25 protein-coding genes are annotated in these 22,961 nt (G+C 47.4%); 10 read left to right on the top strand and 15 right to left on the bottom strand.

The genetic code is table 11. The features are described from left to right. Positions 1-173 precede the first annotated feature (173 nt). Positions 174-1,193 carry an SDR family NAD(P)-dependent oxidoreductase gene (locus F0P94_RS02265; protein ID WP_150902071.1) on the bottom strand — a complete coding sequence of 340 codons (1,020 nt, stop codon included), beginning with the start codon at positions 1,191-1,193 and terminating at the stop codon, positions 174-176. Positions 1,194-1,618: 425 nt separating this feature from the next. Between F0P94_RS02265 and F0P94_RS02260 the strand changes: the two genes are divergently transcribed. Continuing rightward, positions 1,619-1,987 carry a hypothetical protein gene (locus F0P94_RS02260; protein ID WP_150902070.1) on the top strand — a complete coding sequence of 123 codons (369 nt, stop codon included), beginning with the start codon at positions 1,619-1,621 and terminating at the stop codon, positions 1,985-1,987. 287 nt (positions 1,988-2,274) lie between these two features. After that, complete coding sequence (locus tag F0P94_RS02255; protein ID WP_150902069.1) at positions 2,275-2,643, top strand: hypothetical protein; 369 nt, start codon at positions 2,275-2,277, stop codon at positions 2,641-2,643. 95 nt (positions 2,644-2,738) lie between these two features. On the opposite strand, the gene F0P94_RS02250 is transcribed toward F0P94_RS02255, so the two are convergent. After that, positions 2,739-3,044, bottom strand: a complete 306-nt coding sequence (locus F0P94_RS02250; protein WP_150902068.1) for a hypothetical protein — start codon at positions 3,042-3,044, stop codon at positions 2,739-2,741. Positions 3,045-3,361: 317 nt separating this feature from the next. On the opposite strand from F0P94_RS02250, the gene F0P94_RS02245 reads away from it, so the two are divergent. The 4 genes from F0P94_RS02245 (at position 3,362) to F0P94_RS02230 (ending at position 6,782) form a co-directional block, all read left to right on the top strand. Then, positions 3,362-3,769: a hypothetical protein gene (locus tag F0P94_RS02245; protein WP_150902067.1), complete on the top strand. Its 408-nt coding sequence runs from the start codon at positions 3,362-3,364 to the stop codon at positions 3,767-3,769. Positions 3,770-3,857: 88 nt separating this feature from the next. After that, positions 3,858-5,150, top strand: coding sequence for an NAD(P)/FAD-dependent oxidoreductase (locus F0P94_RS02240; protein ID WP_150902066.1), 1,293 nt, complete (start codon positions 3,858-3,860; stop codon positions 5,148-5,150). Between the two features lie 79 nt (positions 5,151-5,229). After that, positions 5,230-5,451 (top strand): hypothetical protein, encoded by a 222-nt coding sequence (locus F0P94_RS02235; RefSeq protein WP_150902065.1) that lies wholly within the window; start codon positions 5,230-5,232, stop codon positions 5,449-5,451. 5 nt (positions 5,452-5,456) lie between these two features. Continuing rightward, a complete protein-coding gene (locus F0P94_RS02230; RefSeq protein ID WP_150902064.1) occupies positions 5,457-6,782 on the top strand; it encodes a 4Fe-4S binding protein in 1,326 nt (441 codons plus the stop codon). 330 nt (positions 6,783-7,112) lie between these two features. Here the strand turns inward: F0P94_RS02230 and F0P94_RS02225 are convergent, their stop codons facing one another. Both F0P94_RS02225 and F0P94_RS02220 read right to left on the bottom strand, forming a co-directional pair. Further along, entirely contained in the window at positions 7,113-8,135 is a 1,023-nt protein-coding gene (locus tag F0P94_RS02225; RefSeq protein WP_150902063.1) for an alpha/beta fold hydrolase, read from the bottom strand. Positions 8,136-8,160: 25 nt separating this feature from the next. Further along, on the bottom strand, positions 8,161-8,622 hold the full coding sequence (locus F0P94_RS02220) for a peroxiredoxin (protein WP_150902062.1): 462 nt from the start codon (positions 8,620-8,622) through the stop codon (positions 8,161-8,163). A gap of 155 nt (positions 8,623-8,777) precedes the next feature. Here F0P94_RS02220 and F0P94_RS02215 point away from each other — a divergent pair, with 155 nt between their 5' ends. The 3 genes from F0P94_RS02215 (at position 8,778) to F0P94_RS02205 (ending at position 12,560) form a co-directional block, all read left to right on the top strand. Continuing rightward, a complete protein-coding gene (locus tag F0P94_RS02215) occupies positions 8,778-9,470 on the top strand; it encodes a glycosyltransferase family 2 protein (RefSeq protein WP_150902061.1) in 693 nt (230 codons plus the stop codon). Positions 9,471-9,747: 277 nt separating this feature from the next. Then, positions 9,748-11,223: a cellulose synthase family protein gene (locus tag F0P94_RS02210; protein ID WP_225307108.1), complete on the top strand. Its 1,476-nt coding sequence runs from the start codon at positions 9,748-9,750 to the stop codon at positions 11,221-11,223. Beyond that, positions 11,220-12,560 (top strand): hypothetical protein, encoded by a 1,341-nt coding sequence (locus tag F0P94_RS02205; RefSeq protein WP_150902060.1) that lies wholly within the window; start codon positions 11,220-11,222, stop codon positions 12,558-12,560. The genes F0P94_RS02210 and F0P94_RS02205 overlap by 4 nt, the downstream gene beginning before the upstream one ends. A 275-nt stretch (positions 12,561-12,835) precedes the next feature. Here F0P94_RS02205 and F0P94_RS02200 read toward each other — a convergent pair whose 3' ends face one another. Genes F0P94_RS02200 through F0P94_RS02180 form a run of 5 tightly spaced genes read right to left on the bottom strand, consistent with a single transcriptional unit; the run spans position 12,836 to position 16,097 of the window. After that, on the bottom strand, positions 12,836-13,528 hold the full coding sequence (locus tag F0P94_RS02200) for a DUF2461 domain-containing protein (RefSeq protein WP_150902059.1): 693 nt from the start codon (positions 13,526-13,528) through the stop codon (positions 12,836-12,838). Between the two features lie 44 nt (positions 13,529-13,572). Further along, complete coding sequence (locus tag F0P94_RS02195; protein WP_150902058.1) at positions 13,573-14,097, bottom strand: GNAT family N-acetyltransferase; 525 nt, start codon at positions 14,095-14,097, stop codon at positions 13,573-13,575. A 1-nt stretch (position 14,098) separates the two neighbouring features. After that, positions 14,099-14,704 (bottom strand): TIGR04282 family arsenosugar biosynthesis glycosyltransferase, encoded by a 606-nt coding sequence (locus F0P94_RS02190; RefSeq protein WP_150902057.1) that lies wholly within the window; start codon positions 14,702-14,704, stop codon positions 14,099-14,101. 1 nt (position 14,705) lies between these two features. Next, positions 14,706-15,758 (bottom strand): arsenosugar biosynthesis radical SAM (seleno)protein ArsS, encoded by a 1,053-nt coding sequence (arsS, locus tag F0P94_RS02185; protein ID WP_150902056.1) that lies wholly within the window; start codon positions 15,756-15,758, stop codon positions 14,706-14,708. A 3-nt stretch (positions 15,759-15,761) separates the two neighbouring features. Continuing rightward, on the bottom strand, positions 15,762-16,097 hold the full coding sequence (locus F0P94_RS02180; protein WP_150902055.1) for an arsenosugar biosynthesis-associated peroxidase-like protein: 336 nt from the start codon (positions 16,095-16,097) through the stop codon (positions 15,762-15,764). A 279-nt stretch (positions 16,098-16,376) separates the two neighbouring features. Between F0P94_RS02180 and F0P94_RS02175 the strand changes: the two genes are divergently transcribed. Then, a complete protein-coding gene (locus F0P94_RS02175) occupies positions 16,377-17,741 on the top strand; it encodes an NAD-dependent succinate-semialdehyde dehydrogenase (RefSeq protein WP_150902054.1) in 1,365 nt (454 codons plus the stop codon). Here F0P94_RS02175 and F0P94_RS02170 read toward each other — a convergent pair. From F0P94_RS02170 to F0P94_RS02145, 6 genes are all read right to left on the bottom strand, one after another. Beyond that, on the bottom strand, positions 17,738-18,502 hold the full coding sequence (locus tag F0P94_RS02170) for a YdcF family protein (protein WP_150902053.1): 765 nt from the start codon (positions 18,500-18,502) through the stop codon (positions 17,738-17,740). The two genes, F0P94_RS02175 and F0P94_RS02170, sit on opposite strands and share 4 nt — an antisense overlap. Positions 18,503-18,688: 186 nt before the next feature. After that, positions 18,689-20,467: a DUF885 domain-containing protein gene (locus F0P94_RS02165; protein WP_150902052.1), complete on the bottom strand. Its 1,779-nt coding sequence runs from the start codon at positions 20,465-20,467 to the stop codon at positions 18,689-18,691. Between the two features lie 68 nt (positions 20,468-20,535). Then, positions 20,536-20,760, bottom strand: a complete 225-nt coding sequence (locus tag F0P94_RS02160) for a DUF2905 domain-containing protein (protein ID WP_150902051.1) — start codon at positions 20,758-20,760, stop codon at positions 20,536-20,538. 401 nt (positions 20,761-21,161) lie between these two features. Then, positions 21,162-21,521 carry a hypothetical protein gene (locus F0P94_RS02155; protein WP_150902050.1) on the bottom strand — a complete coding sequence of 120 codons (360 nt, stop codon included), beginning with the start codon at positions 21,519-21,521 and terminating at the stop codon, positions 21,162-21,164. A 26-nt stretch (positions 21,522-21,547) separates the two neighbouring features. Next, complete coding sequence (locus tag F0P94_RS02150; RefSeq protein WP_150902049.1) at positions 21,548-22,156, bottom strand: hypothetical protein; 609 nt, start codon at positions 22,154-22,156, stop codon at positions 21,548-21,550. 12 nt (positions 22,157-22,168) lie between these two features. After that, complete coding sequence (locus tag F0P94_RS02145; protein ID WP_191906883.1) at positions 22,169-22,888, bottom strand: metallophosphoesterase family protein; 720 nt, start codon at positions 22,886-22,888, stop codon at positions 22,169-22,171. Positions 22,889-22,961 lie beyond the last annotated feature (73 nt).

Raw genomic sequence — 22,961 nt, 5'->3', positions numbered from 1 at the left:
GAAAACCTTATTGTTTTCCTTAAAGAAGTTTGAAGGCTAATTTATGGAATTACCACGTTTATCCTCCAGAATGAAATTCTTCGTTATTAACCCAGAAATCACAAGATCCTTTCAGGATGACAAAAAGGAAAAACTAAACTAATAACTGCTTAGCTTATTCCTGGGTCTTCAACTCAGATCTCATTATTCCGGGCGGCGGCTTTCCAGGTTCGTTCCCGTAAATGCTCCGGAATCAGGTCTGAATCGCTTTCTGCTCCGCGGGCCATTCTGTTTACATCGGCCACCGGGTCAGGCAGAAACTTATTGGCAAATCCCATGGTCTTAGCCGTGAGTTCGGGAAAGAGGTTGTTCGATAAGATCAGGAACCTGGCCGGGAGGTTGGTTACCACTTCCGCTTCCCCGGACCGGGAGGCTTCAATTACCTGGCGCGCGGTATTTTCCACGCTCGAAGACGTGAGGCTGTTGGCGCCCATGGTGGCAAACATGGCGTATTCTTTTTTGGTTTGCCCTTTTACCAGCACATTTACCGGGCTGCCGGAACGGAATAAACCTGGGTTTACGGTGGTAACCAATATATTATCCTTTTGCAGCTCGTTCCGGAAGCCTTCGGAAAGGCCAACGAGCGCAAACTTACTGGCGCTGTATGGTACAATATGCGGCACGCTCACTTTCCCGCCCACCGATGCAATGTTTACAATTCTGCCTTCCCCGCGGGCTTGCATACCGGGAACCGTGGCCAGCATGGTGTAAAGCGGCGCCCAGAAATGCGTGTTCATGGCAAGTCTGTAATCTTCCACTTTCATATCTTCTAGGGGGCCAACCTGTATAACGCCGGCATTGTTTATCAGCACATCTATTCGGCCAAAAAGCTCCTGAACCTGGTCTATGAAGCGTGTTGCTTCCCCCTGAATCGTCAGATCGCAGGGAATGGCCAATACCTCAATGCCGTACTCCCGCAATTCTGCCGCGGCGCTTTCCAGTTGGGGTCCGGTGCGGGAACAGATGGCCAGCTTTGCGCCTTCTTTGGCCAGCATCCGGGCTATAACCAAACCTAGTCCTCGGGAGCCGCCGGTAATTACTACCACTTTATCTCTAAACGAGTACCTCCTGCCGTTTCCGGATATTGCTTTATATGCCAGGAAGGCTCCGGCGCCTAAGCCCAGCCACAGGAATGAACGGAATTTTTGTTGCATGCTTTATCAGTTTAAGAATAGTTACCTGTATTTACGCAACATACTTTTATTAGGTATGCCTCACCTTTACTTCCAGATGGCGAATAATCTTTCCAGTGGTATAAGATTGACCTTAAGTAAAAACTTGACACAAATTTCACCGGCCATACAACCCTTCCCGGATTTTTCTTGTCTACCCAATTAAAATAACACGAACAAACAAGGAGTTGGTAAAATTTAACTTTACCCGGCATCCTGTTGTGCTACACATTTAAGAATGTGATAAAACTCACTTAAACAAGACCGTAATAATACTAGAGGCAAATTAGTTTATTTATATTTTAATTTAATTTTCAGACAACTAGCGCTGTTTCCGAGCCGTTAAAGGACTATAAATTAGAAACAGAAACAAAATTAAAGGATTTCACTCCTGATAATTAAGAAATATGAAAAAACTAATTACTTCCGCCCTTTTTGCCTTTATTTTAATATCTGCCCAGGGTGCAGGCCTCGATGAGCAGGTAAAAACCAAAGCCGCCGATATGGCTCGGAGAATGGCTAACCAGATAGAACTCAATGAATCGGAGTACATTCAGGTTAAAACTTACCTGACAGAAAAACTGGCTTCCGAAGTAATGATCCGGGATATGTACAGCAACGATGTTGAGATGATGTTCAGAAAGTTAACCGAAGCGGACAATGCCTGTAACCAGAAAATTGAAAGCCTGTTGAACACGAAACAACTGGAAAACTACCTTGCCATTCAGAAAAGCCTGAAAGCGGAATTGCCGGTAATTGCAACCTCTGGCGAGTAACTTTTCCGGAATTATATTTTGCTAACACAGCAAGTATAATACACACGAAATACCTATACCCGAAATACAATCTTAATTCCAAATAAAGATAAAAACCTTTATTTTACAAAAATCGGATTTATACAACGTTTGCACAACATAAACCCGCTTTTTAATTTTAAAATACAATTTTATTTACTTTACTGAAACACCTTATCAACTACCCCGTTAAAGGAATAAATGCAATTCATTAACTGAATTAGAATTATAAATAATCTATCCACAGCAACCATAAAAACCTTATTATTATGAAAAACTTAATCTTTACCTTCGCCCTTATTTTAGCTTTAACTTCCGGTTCTGCATTTGCCCAGTCCGGCAACCTCGACAGCCGCGTAGCAAATACCACCCGCGAAATGTCGGCCCAGTTAGGCTTAAATGAATCTGAATATATTAAACTGAAAGCGCTGAACCGCGAAAGATTTTCGAAAGCAGCCCAGATCACCAGCATGTACAGCAACGATGTTGCCATGCGGGAAATGAAACTGAATGAGCTGCAAAATTCTTTCGAAACTGAGTTGCGTGCTTTCCTGAATCCAAAACAACTGGAATCTTATGCCGCTTACAAAGAAAGCAATGCTAGCTTCACCGCTTTCTCTGATGAAGAAAAGAAATAAAAGCAGATTACTTGCCTGCATAAAAAAAGCCCGCTAATATTTACTATTAGCGGGCTTTTTCTTTAGGTAACGAATAAATTATAAACTAGAAAAAATTATTCTTCTTTAACCGGATGATCATTGGTGTACTCATCTCCCTCGGCTTCAAAGCCCGGCCCGGCCGCATTTTCGCCGGCATCGGCCGCTGGAAGATTATCGCCGTAACCGGTAACTTCGTTGCCGCCGATGTGCAGGTTATCCAGTTCATCTTTTTGGTTGGGTCGTTGCTGAATGCCATTCGGACCAATATTCCGTTTCGCGGTCGGGTCCCCTAAATTGCCGTTAGCCTGGTCTTTTTTAAACTCGACATCCGATTTGTTCTTTTCGTTATTATCAAACGGCTGCTCTTCTGAATTTTCCATAAAATTAAAAATCAATTGGTGTAAACCGTTATACGCGCCAGAAGTTAAGTCCGTTTTTCATTTCTGGGCAAGCCTTTCTTTTCCGGAGTTTTCCGCCTCCATAGTACAGCATAGGCTGAACTAATTTTACTTTCGGAGTCTGAACAGAACATTTTAGTATCATAAGAATATTCCAATCTATTTATTACTTATTTTCCATAATTAAGCTGCAATTTAAATAAAATGCAATTTTAACCTTCAACTCAAAATTGCCTCATCCGTAAATAAGGGAGAAATTAAGGTATCTGAAAATCATCAACTCTGCTAAATCTTCTAATATGAAAAAAATACTTACTCACATGCTGGCCCTGTTCTTATTCCTGGGAACAAATATGTTGTTTGCGCAAACAGCACCGGAACTGGCGGAAAAACAAACCCGCCTAATGGCCGCTAAGCTGAAACTCGACGATAAAGATCATCAGAAGTTGTACCAGTTCAACCTGCAGCGCCTGGAAAAAATTGAAGCCCTGAGCAAGCTCCGGGAACAGGACCCGCGTTATTTGGATATGCGCTTAGACCAGATCGAGGAAGAATACCATTCCCTGCTTTTCAATTCTTTTAATAAAAAACAGTTTGCCGCTTACCAGCACTATAAAAAAGACCAGCCCTATACCTATGCCGGACTGACTATGAAAACAAACACGATTAAACCAAACAATGCCATTGCCATTGAAGTAACTGATTAATGTACTTTTTAATGTTGCTGCAAAAGTCCCGGAAAGTAAATTCTTCCGGGACTTTTGCTTTATTTGCTTCCGGTAATAAGAACTATTTGTGAAAACTCAGGAAAATAGCAGCAAGCACGTAATCATTATCGGAAACGGCATTGCCGGCGTTACCGCGGCTATTACCATTCGCAAACTTTCCGATTACTGCATTACCGTTATTTCCGGCGAGAACGAACATTTTTATGCCCGTACCGCCCTTATGTACCTTTACCTGGGCCAGCTCCGCTACGAAAATATCAAGCCTTACGAAGACTGGTTCTGGCAGGAAAATCGGATAGAATTAAGACATGCTTGGGTAAACCGTATAGAATTTGAAGAAAAAACCCTTATCCTGGCCTCCGGCGAAACCCTGGCTTATGACAAACTGCTGCTGGCAACCGGCTCCCAAACGGCTTTTTACAACTGGCCCGGACAGGAAAGTAAAGGCGTGCACGGTTTCTACGATCTGGAAGATTTGGCTAAGATCGAAAAAGCGACACAAAGAGGAGGCAAGGCCATTCTGGTTGGTGGCGGGTTAATTGCCGTAGAACTGGCCGAAATGCTGCATTCAAGAAACATTGATACCACAATCTTAATTCGCGACGCGCATTACTGGGGGAAAAACCTGCCGAAAGCAGAAGCCGAAATGGTTCGGAAAAGACTGGAGCAAAAGGGTATCAATCTTCTGTTTAAAACTACTTTGGAACAACTGGAACAGGATTCTGAAGGATGGGTATGTGCGGCTATCACGAATGAACAGGAGCGCATTCCCTGCACATTTGTAGGAATTGCTACCGGCGTACAACCAAACCTGGAGCTGGTAAAAAACGGTAGTATAAATACGCAAAAAGGCATTCTGGTTGACCAATTTCTGGAAACGAATATTCCGGAGGTATTTGCCGCCGGCGATTGTGCCGAACTGGCGTTTGCCGAAAACCGGATCGAGCAGATCTGGTACACCGGCCGGATTCAGGGCGAAACCGCCGGATATAATATCTGCGGCCATCAGGTTCCTTATGAACGAGGCGTTCCTTTTAATTCAGCTAAGTTTTTCGACCTGGAATTTCAGACTTATGGCTCGGTAAACCCGGAAGTGAATACGGAGGAAAGTTCGCTTTTCTGGCAGAACGAAGCCGGCACGGCCAGCATCCGCATTAATTATTTGAAAGATGAATTAAAAACAGTCACGGGTTTTGTGCTGCTGAATGTGCGTTACCGGCAGGAAGTCTGCGAAACCTGGATCCGGGAGCAAAAACCACTGGAATATGTAATGAAGCATTTAAAAGAAGCTAACTTTGATCCGGAGTTTCACCGCCGCCACGAAAAAAGCATACAGCACGTATACAAGTCCGGGAATTGAAGGCAATCCGAATCTTCAAAAAAACATCCGCTTTCAGTTTTAAATTTTAACTCAACAGGCGCTGAAAACTTCTGAAATTATGAGTCTACGAAAACTTTACAACCTGCGCGAAATGAATTCCTTTCAGGTGATCGCCGTCACCGGACTGGTCATGACGCTGCTGGCGCACCTGGTGCTGAACGCGGTCCACAAAGTAATTCCTGACTTCGAGATGCTGTATTTGTGCTGGGCAATCCTGTTTGTTGGCGGCTATCTTCGTAACGTTTTTGCCAAACCCGACGATCACCACCATCACCACTAAAGGCTATGGATTTTTCCGAAAAAACTGCCTGGTTCAGTAAAAAAGCTGCCTTGCCCTTGGTTCTGACCTGGGCAGGTCTACTTATGGCGTTGCTGCCTTTATTTCTGAAAAGCTACTTTATATCTGTTCTTTCCGCCACCGGATTTGGTCTCTTTACCCTGGGAAGCATCTGGTATATTTACCTGAAATTCCGCAACACCGACTCCGCTAACCTGCAGCATTACGTCTGGTTTAACCAATTCTCGGCCCGAAGATCAGCTGCCTGGCTTTTAGGAATCATACTTACGGCTTTCTACATAGTCCTTTTCTGGTTTCCGGAATATTTAACCGGCTTGATCCGGATTTTCGATCCGCTGAGCTTCCTCCTCCGCGGCCGGCAAGCCGATGAGTGGTTTCTGTACGGAGGGCTTTACACGCTTGCAATATTGATCATGGGAGTTCGGGCATTGCTGAAATACCAAAGCAGCCCCTATCATAAATGGCGCACGGTTTCCATCATGTTTTTTCAACTGGTGCTGGCTTTTATTTTACCCAACGTTTTAGCGCTTTTTAAAGAACCGGAATTTTACTTCAGTTACTTCTGGCCCCTCAAATACGATTACCTTTTCCCGGTTTCGTTCGAAAATCTGCAAAAACATCCGGGAGGTTTAACCACCTTCATGCTCTTCTGGACAGTTTCTCTATCGTTTCTGGCCACGCCGATCCTTACCTATTTCTTCGGGAAACGCTGGTATTGCAGCTGGGTGTGCGGTTGCGGCGGCCTGGCCGAAACCGCCGGCGATCCCTTCCGCCAACTTTCCAATAAATCGCGCAAAGCCTGGCAGTTAGAAGTAGCCATCATTTACCCGGTTCTGGGTTTTATCACCCTCACCACTGCCCTTCTTTGGTTAAACTCTTATTACAAAGGAGGCATATTAGGCAGTCTTTCTGGCGGCTTTGCGCATACCTATGGCTTTTTTATCGGGATGATCTTTTCAGGCGTGGTAGGCGTGGGCTTCTACCCTCTGCTTGGTTCCCGGGTCTGGTGCCGCTTTGGTTGTCCGCTGGCCGCTTACCTTGGCTGGCTCCAGAAGCATTTTTCCCGCTTCCGCATTACCACCAACGGCGGCCAGTGCATTTCCTGCGGCAACTGCTCCACCTATTGCGAAATGGGCATAGACGTGAAATGGTACGCCCAGCAGGGAAAACCTATCATCCGGGCGGCTTGTGTAGGCTGTGGCATGTGCGCCACCGTTTGCCCTCGCGGCGTACTGAAGCTCGAAAATAAAAAGCCGGAAGGCCGCTATGAACCCACTTCTTTCATTCATGCCGAAAGCTTACGGATTCTGTAAATTTGAAGATTTGAAGATGTGGAAATGCAGCAACACCTAACTACCGTTAAGCAAAGAGGATAAAGGAGTAAAATATGTTGCAAGTTTAGGCGGAGCCGCAACTTGTGACTTTTTCAATTAGCCAGTTTGTAACTGGCGGAAGTATCTGATCAAATATTTGAGTATTTCATAGCAGCCGCTTTGATTGCCTTGCAGGCAAGGTCAGTTACAAACAGACCAATGAATTACACACAAGTTACGCTCCGCTAAACTTGCGCGATGAACTGGACCTTTACCCATTTTTAATTCCCCATTTCCAAATCTTCAAATTTCCAAATCTCCAAATCTACCTTACTTCTCCTTAAGGAATTTCAGCAAGGCATCGTGGAATTTATCCGGAACTTCCAGGTGCGGGATGTGGCCGATGCCGGGCATTTCTACCAATTTGGCGTTGGGGATGGCTTGGGCGGTTTTCTTGCCTAATTGCGGGTACTGGCCCATTTGCGCCAGCTTTTGCTTGTCTTTGATCAGGGCTTTACCCACTACCGTGCGGTCTTCCTGACCGATGATGAGCAAACTTGGAGCCTTTACATTTGGAAATTCGTAGCTTACGGGCTGCTGGTAGATCATTTCGAAAGTTTCAGCGGAAGCCAGGGCCACTTGCTTGAAATCCGGGCCATTGATCTGGGCGGCCGGCACCTTTACCCATTCGTCGTATTCGGGTTTCCAGACCGGGAAATAGGTTTTAAAGTAATTCCGGATCGCGCTTTCGGAGTTTTTCAGTTCATTCGCATACGTTTCGTCTAAGGTTTGGAAAGGCACGGCTGGCCGGTAATCTTCCAGACCGATCGGGTTTTCGAGCACCATTTTTTCGGCCGTTTCCGGGTACATCAACGTGAAGCGGGTAGCTACCATACCACCCATGGAATGACCGACTACTACCACTTTATTCACGCCGAGCGTATCGAGCAGCTTCTTGGTATTTTGAGCCAGTAAATGAAAACTGTAATGCAGGTCTGCTTTGGTCGATTTTCCGAAACCGATCTGGTCCGGCACAATTACCCGGTAACCCTGGTCGCTCAGGAATTTGATGGTGTTCCGCCAATACGCCCCGAAGAAGTTCTTTCCGTGTAGCAGCAGTACCGGCGTTTTCCCGGTTGCTTTTCCTTTCGGCGCCACATCCATGTACGCCATGCGGCAAGCCTGCCCTTCCAGTTTCAGATCCATGAATTTTACCAGATACGGATACGCATATTGTGAAAGCACGGCATCGTAAACCACGGCTTTTTCCGGTTGCTTCTGCCCCAGAACTGGCTGAAGCAGGTAAAAAACGCTACCTAAAACGAGTAAAAAGGTCAGGATGGACTTCTTCATAATAATTTCTTCATGATTAAAGTATTCAAGCGGTTTTGGGTAGGCTTTTCAGTACATCCAGCGCGCCGGCTACGTGTTCCAGCGGTTTTATCAGGGAATTGAAAGCGTATTGGATAATGCCATTCTGATCGATCACGTAGGTTACCCGGCCGGGGATCAAACCCAACGTTCGGGGCACGTCGTACATTTTCCGGATCTTACCCCCATTATCGCTTAGCAGAATAAAGGGCAAACCGTGCTTCTGAGAAAACTTCTGGTGCGACTGAATATCGTCGGAACTTACGCCTACCACTTCGGCGCCGGCTTCTTTGAACACTTCATACTGGTCGCGGAACGAGCAGGCTTCGGCGGTGCAGCCGCGGGTGTCGTTTTTGGGGTAAAAGTACAGCACTACGCTGGCTTCCTTCAGCTTGTCATATAAATGAAAAACATCGCCGTTGGCATCGAGTAAATTAAAATCGGGCGCTTTTTCTCCTTTGTTCAGCATTGTTTCAGGTAATTGAATTTTAAAAACGGTTTGTTCAAAAGTACGGATTATATCAGGTTCGTTTTTACGAAAATATAACGCCGGCCGGTTAAGCAAATTGGGCAAAGGCCGGAATTTCCTTTTAATTGAGCATCTTTGCAGCAAGACCTTGCTTTATGCCGCGCATCCACGTTATTATCCCCGCCTACAACGAAGAACATTCCATTCAGAAAGTAATCCGCGATATTCCTTCCGGCCTGGTAGCGGAAGTAGTGGTGGTCGATAATAATTCGAAAGATAATACGGCCGGTGCGGCTAGAACTGCCGGCGCTACCGTTTTGTTTCAGCCGCTTCTGGGCTACGGCAATGCCTGCTTAAAGGGCCTGGAATACCTGCAGCAGAAACCGGCAACCGAAAAACCCGACATCGTGGTTTTCCTGGATGGCGACTATTCCGATTACCCCGAAAAAATGCCCGAACTTCTGCAGCCTATTCTGGAAAACCGCGCCGATCTGGTGATCGGTTCGCGGGCGTTGGGCAACCGGGAAGCCGGTTCCATGACCGTTCCGCAAGTGTTCGGAAACTGGCTGGCTACCAAACTACTGAAACTGTTTTACCAGGTGCATTTTACCGATCTGGGGCCTTTCCGGGCAATCCGCTACGAAAATTTAGTTAATCTGAACATGCAGGACCAGACCTACGGCTGGACGGTAGAAATGCAGCTGAAAGCCGCCAAACAAAAGCTCCGCTGCACCGAAGTGGCCGTGCCTTACCGCAAGCGCATCGGGTATTCCAAAATCTCGGGAACGGTGAAAGGAACGGTACTGGCCGGCTATAAAATTCTCTACACCATTTTCCGCTACCGCTAAGGCCATTGCGATTTACAAAAGCCCAAAGTGCTCACATAGCGCTCTTCCGGACATCTCTGTCCGGAAGCAACCTGCAGGGGACATCTGTGTCCCCGTATTCATAGAAGCGGACACAGATGTCTGCAACAGAATAGGTTTCAGACACAGATGTCTGAACCAGCGTTCTTTTTCCTTCTGCCTGCTTTACCCGATAAATAAAACCTGTGGAACCCCAAAGCCTTCCGGATTTCAAAAAGAAGCTTCGGGCATTGGCCGTTAATTCCGATATTTGTTCCAGATGATTACCGAAGGCCTGGAAATTTTATTGCTGTTGCTCTACGGGCTTTGCCTGCTTTTTATTTTCTGCTACAGCCTGCTGCAGTTAAACCTTACCGTCCTTTTTCTCCGCTCCCGGAAAAGTGCCGGCAAGGCCTTCTACCCCCCGCCTGCCGAATGGCCCGCCGTAACGGTGCAGCTGCCGATCTACAACGAGCGCTTCGTGGTGGAACGCCTGCTGGAAGCTGTAACGGCTCTGGAATTCCCGCGCGAAAAACTGCAGATCCAGGTACTCGACGATTCTACGGACGAAACAGTAGAGATTGTAGCTCAAAAAGTAGCTGCTTATCAGGCGCAAGGCATTAATATTAGCCAGGTCCGGAGAAGGAACCGCGAAGGCTACAAAGCCGGCGCTTTAAAATACGGACTCTACCAGGCCACCGGCGAATTCATTGCCATTTTCGATGCCGATTTTGTACCGGAGCCGGACTTTCTGAAACAAACTATTCCGGCCTTTCACAAACCTGAGATCGGCGTGGTGCAAACTCGCTGGGGCCACCTGAACGAAGAGAGCTCTTTGCTGACCAGACTGCAGGCTTTCGGACTTGATGCCCATTTTTCCATTGAGCAAAGCGGCCGAAATTTTGGCGGGCATTTTATAAACTTCAACGGCACGGCCGGGGTTTGGCGCCGCCAGTGCATCGAATCGGCGGGCGGCTGGGAAAGCGATACGCTCACGGAAGACCTCGACCTGAGTTACCGCGCGCAACTAAAAGGCTGGGAATTTTTGTACCTCGAAAACAAGGTGGTACCTGCCGAACTGCCTGCCGACCTGCCGGCCCTGAAATCGCAACAATACCGTTGGACCAAGGGCGCCGCTGAAACCTCCCGCAAGCACTTCAAAAAGCTCTGGCAAGCCAGCATTCCGGCTGCTACGCGCTGGCACGGCCTTTTCCATTTACTTAACAGCAGCGTTTTCATCAGCCTGTTCCTGGCTTCACTATTAAGTTTGCCCTTACTTTTCCTGCAAACCAATTCCGAAAGCAGCGCCTTTATTCTCCGAAGCACCGGCATTTTCCTGACAGGATTTTTGCTGCTTAGCGTGTACTATTTTGTTTCCTTCCGCTTCGCGCAGCCTGCTTTGCCGAAACGCGTATTTCTGTTCCGCTTCCCGCTTTTCCTGTCCGTTTCCATGGGCTTGTCGTTGCACAATGCGCTGGCGGTTAGTCAGGGGTTTCTGGGCCTGAAAACGCCTTTCGTCCGGACGCCAAAATACAGCCTGACTGGTATTTCCGGAAGCTGGAAAACCAACCCTTACCGCTTGTCCGGTCTTTCCCTCATAACTTTGCTGGAAGGCATGCTGGCCATAGCTTTCTGGTTTTCGGTATTTTACGGCCTGATGCACGAACAATACCGCTTCCTGTTTTTCCACGGAATGCTGGCCGTTGGTTATAGTTTGGTGTTTTATTACTCCCTCCGTCATTCCTTTACCCGATGAACAACCTGCTGCAAAATCGTTGGGCGTTGATTTCCGGAGCTACCTTGTCGGGCCTGGCTTATTACCTGTTGGGCTACGAATTACCGCGGCAGGAATTTGGAAAACTTTTTTTGCTGTTTTTCTTAGCATTTTCGGCTTATGTACTGCTTTCGCGAAACCTGAACTTAAAGACCGGGCTCTGGCTTGGAATGGCATTCAGAGTAATTTTCCTGTTCAGTTTACCGGCCTTATCCGACGATTATTTCCGTTTTCTCTGGGACGGGCGTTTGCTGACAGCCGGCGAAAACCCCTTCCTGCACCTGCCCGGTTTTTACCACGAACAAAATTTCTCCGGCATTCCGGGTTTAAACCAGGCGCTCTATGCCGGCCTGAATTCCCCGCATTATTTTTCTGTTTATCCGCCGGTTTGTCAGTTCATTTTTGCTTTGGCCGGTTGGTTGTTTTCGGAAAACAATTTATCCGGAATCATCGTAATGCGGCTCTTTATTTTAGCGGCCGAAGCAGGCACCTTGCTCCTGCTGCCGAAATTACTGAGCCAGCTTGGACAGCGAAAAGAAAACGCGTTGTGGTACGTACTGAACCCATTGGTAATTGTGGAACTGACCGGCAACCTGCACTTCGAAGCGCTGATGATCTTTTTTACCCTGGCTGCTTTTTACTTTTTAAACCGGAATCGCTACCACCTTTCCGCCCTGAGTTTAGCTTTTGCGGTTTGCTCCAAATTGCTTCCCCTGATCCTGCTCCCTTTTCTGTTCCGCCTGTTAGGTTTAAAAAACTGGCTGCTTTACTGCAGTACCGTGGGCGCAACCTGCCTGCTTTTATTTCTGCCTTTCCTGAATGCTGAACTGATTGCCCACTTCTCCAACAGCCTGAACCTCTACTTTCAGAAGTTTGAGTTTAATGCCAGCGTTTATTATTTACTCCGGGAGATCGGCCTCTACCTTTACGGCTACAACCAGATCGCTTTCATCGGCCCTTTGCTTTCGGTCATTACCTTCATAAGCATTTTAGCGTTGGCTTTCCGCTCCGGGAATAATGATTTTGCAACTTTACCGAAACAATTGCTCACCGGCTTAACAATTTACTTTCTACTGGCTACCATTGTGCATCCCTGGTACATCACTACGCTGGTTGCGCTCAGCGTGCTTGCTCATTCTCGGTATGCTTTGGTGTGGTCGGGTTTGGCAGTCCTTTCCTACGCTGCTTACCAGACCGCTTCTTACACTGAAAATTACTGGTTGGTTGGCCTGGAATACCTGGGCGTTGCTACGGCGCTTTTGCTTGAAAATCGCTACCGTTTCCACCTGAAAAACCAACCGGTTCCGGAGGCTGTTTAGGCGGAATTCCAGTCGGTCTGGGTACGGACAAGTTTCAGGAACTATCTTTAAAATGCGTAGAAGTTTATCATTAGTTCTTCATTGCTTTTACGCAGATAAAGTTGTCTGAACTATGATTCGTATGATTTATATGAAAGGTATGATGATTTTGCCCAAAGAGTTACTCAATTCGGTATAAAAATCCTATCTATCCAATCAATCCTTAAAATCGTGTTCAGACAATTTCATACTGAAAACAATCAACTTTGTAGGCCTAATTTCAATTACAGAACCCCCTATTTCTCCCCACCCTCATTCAAATCCTGCAGCGGGCGCATAAAGAAATCGATCATCGGTTTGGCGGTTTTCATCAGGCTGATCAGCGTATCGGAAAGCTTGTTGCTTAGCAACAGTTCGTCGGATAAGGGATAGCTTACGCTCCAGCTTTTGTGCCGCAACCAGTCGATGGCCGGGTTATCGGAATCGTAGCCTTTGGGGTTGGTTTTCAGCTTTTCGCCGCCAAATTCTTTGAAGTATTTCTTGAAAGCCGGGGCTTCTACGATCCCTTTCAGCTCTTCGTAATTATAATCAATTTCCTGGCGCACGGCTTTTAATTCCGGGGCCGGTGGCATCCAGAGGCCCATAGAAAGAAACGACTGGTTATTCGGGTTGATGTGCAGGTAGTAACCGGGATTTATGGTTTTGCGGCCGCCTTCGGCCAGGTATGCGCACAGGTGATCTTTGTAAGGGGTTTTGTTGTTGGAAAAGCGGATGTCGCGGTAAATCCGGAACATGGTGTCTTTCGCTTCCTGCCCTTTCAGCGCCGGTTCAAACTTCGAAGCGCCATCAATTACATTTTGCACCAGCTCCAGGAAATCCTGACGCGCGGCTTCGTAACGGCCTTTGTTTTCCTGAAACCAGCCGCGCTCGTTATTCTGCTGCAGGTCTTTTATAAAATCGAGGGTAGCCTGGGTTAATCGTTTTTCCATATTTGTTAAATCCGCAAAAAGCAAAGCCTCCTGCAAAAGGTAATTTAAGGTTGTAAATTCTGAAATTCAGCTTTATTTATTCTGTAAACCTGGGCCGGATGTTTTTCGCATAAGTCCTCTTTCCAGTATTGCAGGCCCGCTTTTTCCAGTACGTTTACGGAGGACAAGTTCTCGTGCATCACCGTGCCAATCAGGTAATCCAGATTCAGCTTATTGAAACCATAGGCTAAACATCCTTTGGCAGCTTCGGTGGCGTAACCAAAACCCCAGAACTTTCTAAAGAATCGATAACCCAGATCAGTATAATTTTCATCCGGGTGGTATTTTAAACCGCACCAGCCTAAAAATTCATCATCTTCCTTCCGGATCACGCCCCAGCGGCCGTAACCAAACTTCCGGTAATCGGCGTAATTTGTCAGAAACGTCTCGGTTTCCGCTACGCTCGCAAATGGCGAATCACCGGTATAGCGGATGACTTCCGGATCCAGGTTCAGGTTGTAAAGCACTTCCGCATCGGTTGGCTCAATTTCTCTTAAAACTAACCGCTCCGTTTCCAGAATCTTTTTCATTTCAGCCGTAAATTAAACTTCTCAACACTTCATTCAGGTCTTTTCCTTCATCTACATCGTGCAGTACCGGTAAGACTGCATACGTTAAACCTTCCCGGTCAAAATCGCGGATCGTATCATGAAAAACGGTATCAGTGCTCCAGGTCTTATGCTGAAAAACACTACGATTCAGGGCCGAAAAACCAAGCAGGTAATACCCGCCGTCCGCTGCCGGACCAATTACGGCCTTATGGGAATTCAGTTTTTCAAAAGCTTCTGAAATATTTTCTTCCTGTAGCTCATGGCAATCGCTGCCGATAATAATTACCTTCCTGCCGCCTTCCGCAAAAGCCTGCTCAAAAGCTTTTTCCATCCGAAACCCCAGATCGCCTTCCTCCTGCCGGTAGGGCTCATAAATTTCCGAAGGCCAGAAAGCAGGATCAGGGGAACCGGTAAAAAAAAGCAGTTTCCGGACCGGCAGGTTTTGGGTAATGTCACGGGTATGCCGAAGCAATTCTTTGTAAACCCTTAAAGCATTTTCCTCCCCAATGGTAGCAGCCAGCCGGGTTTTCACCTTGCCTAATTCCGGATTCCGGACGAAAATAATAAGGGCATTTTCTTGGTTCATATCAGGCTACCGTTTCGCCGCCACAGCTTGAGCCGGCTCCTGCCGTGCAGCCGTAGCAATGCTGGTTCAGCACTACTTCCCGGTTATTCAGCGAAGTCAAATCAAAATCCCGGATGTGGTTGCCGGCTTGGGAATTCACCTTCAGCTCCAGCATCTGGTTGAAATCACAATCGTAAAGAAAACCGTCCCAGCCTACCGAAATGGTATTGCGGCACATCACATTTTCGGCTGCTGCCGGGTTAAAGGCCGTTACCAGTTTATCCATGTAGGTTTCGTAGTTCCGGCTTTCGATCAGGTAATCGAGGAAACGGCTGATGGGCAGGTTCGTGATAACAAAAAGGTTATTGAAATCGATGTCAAAACCCAGTTTCAGGCGGCGCTTGAATTCTTTTTCGAGACCGGCCTGGCCTCCCGGCAAAAAGGCGCCCGAAGGATTAAACACCAGGTCTAAAATCAATTCCGAACCTTCCTTGCCGTACCCAACGGCGTTCAGCATTTGCAGGGCCTTTACCGATTTTTCGAACACGCCTTCGCCGCGTTGGGCATTGGTGCGGGTGGCCGAAAAATAAGGAAGCGAAGAAACCACCTGCACTTGGTGAAGCTTAAAAAACACCGGCAGATCGTGGTATTTCGGGTTTGCCAGAATAATGGTCAGGTTGCAGCGCACCATTACTTTGCGGCCTAAACGGGACACTTCTTCCACAAACCAGCGGAAATCCGGATTCATTTCAGGCGCGCCGCCCGTAATGTCCACCACCGGAATATCGGTTTGCGCCAGGGCCTCCAGGCATTCCAGCATGGTTTCGCGGGTCATGATCTCTTTGCGGTCCGGTCCGGCATCTACGTGGCAATGGCGGCAAACCTGGTTGCACATCTTGCCCAGGTTCACCTGAAAAATTTGGATTCCGGTCGGTTTCAGCGGGTACAGATTATGGGCCGCCAGCTTATCGCGGAACTTCGGAAATTGTTTTTGTTCAGAAAATGTGGAATTCAGCACGTTCAGCTGAAATCCGGTATCGGCTAAAGGTACTTCCTGGGCTTTTAAAGACTTCATCAATTACATGGTAACTTCCTTCAGCTTATTCATCATCTGCACGCCGTGCACCAGGGTTGCTCCCCCTTTTATGGCCGCGGCCACGTGAATTGCTTCCATCATCTGGTTTTCGTCCGCGCCTTTCTGCAGCGAATCGGTGGTATAGGCATCGATGCAGTACGGGCACTGCACGGCGTGTGCTACGGCTAAAGCGATCAGCGATTTTTCACGTTCGGTCAGGGCGCCTTCTTTAAAAACTTCGGCATAATAGCTGAAAAATTTATTGCCCATTTCCGGCTGAAGCTCCGAGATATTGCCAAATTTGGCCAGGTCGGCGGGATTGTAATACGTGTTTTCCATGGTAGGTTTGCTTTAGGCTTAAAGATACACATAAACTTTTTGTGCCCGAAACGGTACTGTTTTTAATAAATTGTTGATTGCTGATTGTTAATTGTTGATTGTTGATTGCTGATTGTTTAATTCTATATTAGGTCAAGTAACTTCCTCCATCAACAACGGTAATTTTTAATCGAAAAAATCTAAATTCGTTTTTTCCTGCAATTACCAATCAACGATCAGCAACCAACAATTAACAATCAGCAATTAGCAATCAACAATTAGCAATCAACAATCAAAACGATGGCGATACAAACCCTGAACCCGGCTACCGGCAAAGTTGAAAAAACCTTTGACCCGCACACTGAAGCCGAAATAGAAACCATGCTGGCTAAAGGCGAAAAAGCGTTTCAAACCTGGCGGCATTCTAATTTCACGCACCGCTCCGAACTGATGCGCTTTGTACAAGGTGAACTTGCCGGCAATACCGAAAAATACGCCCGGATCATAACCGCCGAAATGGGCAAACCCATTCAGCAATCGCGCGGCGAAGTTCGAAAGTGTGCTTTGGCTTGTGAGTATTATGCGGCCAATGCTGAAACTTTTCTGGCTGATGAACTGATAAAAACCGGCGCTACCCGAAGCTACATTGCCTATGAGCCGCTCGGAATTATTTTAGCCATTATGCCCTGGAATTTCCCTTTCTGGCAGGTGTTCCGGTTTGCCGCCCCGGCTATTATGGCCGGCAACGTGGGTATTCTGAAACATGCTTCCAACGTACCGCAATGCGCCCTGGCCATTCAGGAAATTTTCACCAAAGCCGGTTTCCCGGAAGGCATTTTCCAGACGGTGCTCGTAGAATCGGACGGCGTGGATGTGCTGATCAAGGATGAACGCATTAAGGCCGTAACGCTTACAGGCAGCGAGGGCGCCGGGGCGCACGTGGCTTCGGTAGCGGGCAAAGAAATAAAGAAAACCGTACTGGAACTGGGCGGCTCCGATGCTTTTGTCGTGCTTCAGGATGCCGATTTGGAGTTAGCTGCTGAAAACGCGGTGAGATCTCGGATGATCAACACCGGTCAGAGCTGCATTGCCGCTAAACGCTTTATAGTGGAAGAACCCGTTGCCGAAGAATTCATCCGGAAAATGAAAGAAAAAATGGCAAACCTGAAATCCGGCGACCCTGCTTCGGATGAAGCTGACTTTGGCCCGTTGGCGCGCAAAGACCTGGCGGAAAGCCTGCAGAAACAAGTCGAAAAATCGGTAGCCCAGGGCGCAGAAAAAGTGCTGGACGGCGGCCACGCCGAAAACGATTCTGCCTGGTTCAAGCCCATGATCCTGAAAAATGTAAAACCCGGCATGCCGGCCTACGAAGAAGAAATGTTCGGTCCGGTGGCAGCCGTAATGGTAGCCAAAGACGCCGAAGACGCGCTCCGGATCGCCAATGATTCCCGCTTCGGCCTGGGCGCTTCAATCTGGACAAACGACCACAAAAAAGGCCAGGAGTTGGCAAGGCGGATGGAATCGGGTGCAGTATTTATAAACGCGCTGGTGGCTTCGAGCCCGGAAATGCCGTTTGGCGGAATCAAGAAATCGGGTTACGGGCGGGAATTATCGTACGTAGGGATCCGGGAATTTGTGAACCAGAAAAGTATCTGGCTGGCTTAGCAGTACCCGAGCAATTTATACGTCACAAACCCTGTCATTTCCCGGATCAGGCGCTTCCAGTCGGCCAAAGCGATTTCGGAGGGCAGGATCAGGTAATCAGGGGTATATAGCCGGTCGGTGCTGTAATAATCGGCAGGAAAAAGGTCGGGCTGTAGTCCGGCCTTTTCAAAGCAGCCCGCCGCGCGCCGCATGTGAAACGCCGAGGTAATTAAAAGCAGTTTCTGCAGTTCCGGTTTAGTTTTCAGGATTTCGGCTGTAAACAAGGCATTTTCGCGGGTGTTGCGGCTTTTATTTTCAACAATAATGCTGGAATCGGGCACACCGGCCTGCAGGAGAACATTACGCAATTCATCGGCTTCGGAGGCCTGCTGTTGCCGGATGGATCCCGAACCTCCGCTGATAATGATTTTTCCAAACCGGCCTTTTCTATACAGCATCAGGGCGTGCAGGATCCGGTCTGCTCCTTTTTCAAAATAGACCCGGTCGTGCGGCGATTTATCCTGTAAGGTTATACCTGTCAGTACAATGGCGGCATCATAAATCGGAACCTCTTTAACCGGTACAGGCGGTTTCTCCCAGGCCAGCCAGGTTTCGTTGATAATGAACGGATTACTAAAGAAAAGCAGCAAACAAAAACCGATTACCAGCAGCCGTTTTTTGCGGACCGGATTCCTGGTAAGCAAACCCGCAGCCAGCACCAGGATGATCCAGATTATGGGTTGCAGCAAAAAATCCAGGATTTTGGAAAGAAGAAAGAACATACTTTTGAAGCGGGTCTGTTGTCCGTCCAAAAGTAGTTAATTTTTGCAATTGGTTTTCCAGGCCTATACCCTACTGTTTTATCCTACCGAAAAAACAAAAAAAGTACCAGCAGGGTCAGTAGAAAAAATAGTAATCCGAAAAGGTCTTTGTGCAGTTTGAACCGAGGCATCTTAATTTTATTATTCTTAATTTTTCTTCTCCTGCAGCATCAGCTCACGAATGTATTTTACCGGGGCGCTACCGTAGCTTAAAAACTGTTCGTGAAATTTCTGGAGGTTAAAGTTTTTGCCTTGCTTTTTCTCCAGTTCTTCGCGCAGGTCGTAGATTTCGGTATAGCCGGTAAAATAGCTGCAAAGCTGCACCTGGCTCAGTTTCACCCGCGTCCATTTGCCCTGGGCTTCGGCTGCTTCCTGGAAACCTTCTTTCTGGAGCAGATCCAGTACCTGTTTTTCGGTAAAACCAAGCACGTGCACGCCGTAATCGACAATGGTATTCAGGGTGGTGCGCAGGTTCCATTTATAGTACATCAGCCACATTTCCGGACTGTTCTTATACCCGTTTTCCAGCATCATGCGCTCGGCGTATACCGCCCAGCCTTCTATCATGGCACCGTTCCCGAGGATGGCTTTAATAATGGAAGGTGCTTTGTTGGCGTAAACCAGTTGGGTATAATGCCCGGGAATGGCTTCGTGAATATTCAGGATCTGGAGGGTGTAGTTGTTGTATTCCCGGAGGTAACTTTCGGCCTGGGCAGGGGAATAATCATCCAGCGGCGTTACGTTGTAATACGTATCGGCTTTCTGGTCGTACGGCCCAGGGGCGGAAACGGATGCTCCTGCCCCGCCGCCGCGCATGTACAGGGGCGTTTCCCGCACTTTTAAAGGCCGGCTCGGATCAAGGGTAAGCAGCTTTTTGGCCGATACGAATTGCTCCAGTTGTGGGATCTGGTTCCGGATTGCCACGACAAACGAATCGCGGGATACGTGTTTTTCCGAGAGTTTTCCTACCATTTTGCGTACCATTTCCAGGCTATCGGTAGGCGGGGCTTCGGTAAAATACTTCGGCCAGAGCTGGCGGCTGAGCTTGATCATTTGCCGATGAAGTTCCTGTTTATGCGCCTGGGCTTTGCGGTAAATTTCTTCCGGAGAATTGGAGGCCTGAATCTCGTACCGAAACTTCTGATCGTATAGCTCTTTGCCAAGGCGGAAACTCCGGCCTTTATCGTTCCGGAGCGTAGGCAGCACCTGGTTTTCTAAATAACGTACATAGCCGTTTATAGCCAGTTTGGCGGTGGCAATGCGCTGGCTCAACAAGTCCTTTTCTGCCGGTTTCAGGTTCGATTTGGCTATCGAATCGAGCATGGCTGGGCCAAAAACTTCGGCCCCGCCCCTGTTTTGCAAAATGGCCAGTTGGGTATGCTCCAGGGTAGGTTTTTGCAGCGTAGCAATTGCGGTTTCGTAATACACCGGGGCTTTGGCAATCTTCAGGGAAATGGCCCTTAAACGGTTCGAAAGGCTGTCGTAACGTCCATTCAGGATTTCGGCCACGCTGCTGCCCAGGTTATAAACCGAGGGATCCCATTCAAAGCTCCGGAAATCTTTCAGCAGCCAGAAATTATAGTGAAGGAAATTATCGAGCAGACGGTAATCGATCTGGTTCTGCACCGAAAGTTTTTCCGGCTTATAACGCTTCAATTCCGAAAGCATGTTCTGATACGTTACCAGCATGGCTTCGCGCTTTCTGGCATCCGGAATTACCAGCACACTGTCGTATTTATGATACCCTTGCGAAGTAGCCCAAACCGGATCTAGTTTCCAGAATTTCTCCACCCAGCGCCGCTTGTCACCGTCAAACTTGTCGTCAGGCGTACGTTCTGTTTTCGCTTCATTCCGGTTTTCAGATGTGCAACCGAAAAACGCCGCCGTAAACAACAAAAAAAGAAGAAGCAGGGTTTGAAGTTTCATAGCGAGGTAATTGGAGCGGAAGCCTGGTTGCAGGATTATAAAAGGTTCAGAATAAAAAATCAGATAAATCAGAAGAACTTACGGATAAGCCACATAACCAGGCTGAAAAGAATGCTGAGCAGCAGCATCGTTACCCAGGGAAAATAAATGCGCACGTTGCGGCTTTCGTAACGCACATCGCCGGGCAGCCGGTCAAACCAGTTCAGTTTATCGCCCGCAAACCAGAAAAGCAATCCTAAAACTGCAATTCCCAAACCCACAAAAACCAGGATCTTACCAATAGATGGAGGCATAAAGAAGGCGCTGTTTAATTACGTAAAAAGACATTGGATTCGGGATTTTAGTATCTGGACTAAAAATATACAGGAGCCCATAATTAAGCAATTTACTTCAACCAGAAGCTATCTCAAAAATGATTGTCATGTTGAGCGATAGCGAAACAACTTGTAGGCTATGGGTAAAACGTTGAATCTGGCGTTGGAACTGAGAGCCAACGAGGTCCTTGGCTGTGCTCAAGATGACATTTAGCAGACGGCACCACCATTGGAAACCAACTTTTGATGTCATATCCACTTTAAGAAATTTCACCCAAAATTTTCCCTATTCACGATGACAGGTAAATTTTTGAGATAGCTTCTAAAAAACCGGTTACAAAAAACGAAGGTAAGCACTGATTTGAGAATTCCGGCCTGCATCAATGGTTCAGGAGGTGAATAATAAGCGATATTATTCCCGACATCGCTGCTCCGGCGTGAAAGAGCGGAAAAAAACGAGGCAATTTCCGGTTCATGATCTTATCCCACATGGCCATGGTTATGCCGCCGAAAACTGCTAAAATAAAAAAGAAAATGCTCAGGTAAGGCACATCAGCGTTACGCTCAAAGGCGCTGGAATAGAAAAGCAGGCAGATACCGGCGGCAGCCAATATGCCGTGAATAAGCATGGTGAGATTACGCCTTGGCAGTTTCCGGTAATACCGCAGCAACATAAAAAGACCAACCGAGGCGGCCAGACCGAAGAATATGAGTGCCCATTGTTGCGTGTGTAATCCCATTTTCGTTTTCGTGAAGGTTCCGGATCTTAAAAAACAACTTTACTGCCGATGGCTATATTAATTACATCCCAAAGCGGCAGGCTTTTATTATCTAACTTACTTACAATATCTAAGTCGGTACTGCCTAATTCCCCATAAAGTTGCACGCGCTTTATTATTGTATGGTCGTTTCCGATTTTAGTACTGATGGTAGACCCGATAAAAGGCGTAAAACGCAAACTGGAAGCCCACCAGTAATACCGGTCCGGGTAGCGCTTCGGCCAGGTGGTGTAAAACTGGGAACCGTAGGAATAACTCACGCCGGCTCCTACTTTTAAGGGCTCCAGCAGAAAACCGTTGGAAAGATCGATCAGGAAAGGCCGGTACGAAGTTTTGGCCGTTAGCAAGTGGATGCCGGAATGCGATTCGAAGGCTGGTACATATCCATACAAAACGTCGGTATTTACCTTATCTTTAGCGTAACTGTAGCCCGGTCCTATGGAAAGCAAGCCAATGTTGCCGGCAAACTGAATTACGGCGTGGTCCGGCAGGTACCATTTTCTTTCGGTATTGGTGGTATGCGAATCCTGGGCTACGGCTTTAGCGCTGGTCAGGAATGAAAACAGAATGACAAATAACAGGTAGCGGAATTTCATCTGGAACAGGGATTAATAAAGAATGCGTTTAAGTTCGATCTGTTTGCCGGTAACGGTTATTTCTTCGTAGCCCTTTTTTTCTACGCTTCCCACTACTACATACTCTACTTCGTCGCCATAAATTTTTTCGGGCGCTTCGTACCCGTGCCGGTGGCCGTGAAGGGAAACTTTAACTTTGTTTTCGCGGGAGATCCGGACAAATTCTGCTTCCAGGGAATTATCAAAATCGTTGTCGTTGGGTGCAATATGGGAAAATACGAAGGCCTGGTCGAAATTGGCCGTATCCTGCAGGGCGCTCCGGAAGAAATTCAGGTCCGGAACCGGGTGAGTAAATTCCAGAGAATTGGTATTGATGAATACGAACCGGTTGCGGCCAAGGCTCATGGTATAATCCATGGGGCCATACATGGTTTTATAAATTTCCTTGCCATTGCCCTGGCAGTCGTGATTTCCGATAATGGTGAGGTACGGGATGCTGATTTTCTGCATGCGCTCATTGATCCACTTGTATTCCTTTACTATGCCAAAATCGGTAATATCACCGTTAATCACTACAAAAGCGAGATCGTTGCGTTTGTTCAGGGCGGTTACGGTTTCGTCCAGTTCGTCATAAAAGCGCTGGGTATCGGAAATAACAGCAAAACGGAAGGAAGACTGCTGCTCCAGGTGCAGCGCCTGGATCCGTTCCATATTTTTCCGGGTCAGGTCCTGCTCGCTTTTTTCCAGTCTCACTTCATTCGGACTGAATTCAAACTTTTCACAGGATGTACCGGCGAAGAGTAAAAGAAAGCAACTTATTAAAAGC

Origin of the sequence: Adhaeribacter soli (genome assembly GCF_008727925.1) — a bacterium.
GTDB classification, from domain to species: Bacteria; Bacteroidota; Bacteroidia; order Cytophagales; family Hymenobacteraceae; genus Adhaeribacter_A; species Adhaeribacter_A soli.
The sequence above is the reverse complement of the archived record's forward strand: the minus strand, read 5'-3'. Positions and strand labels throughout refer to the sequence as shown.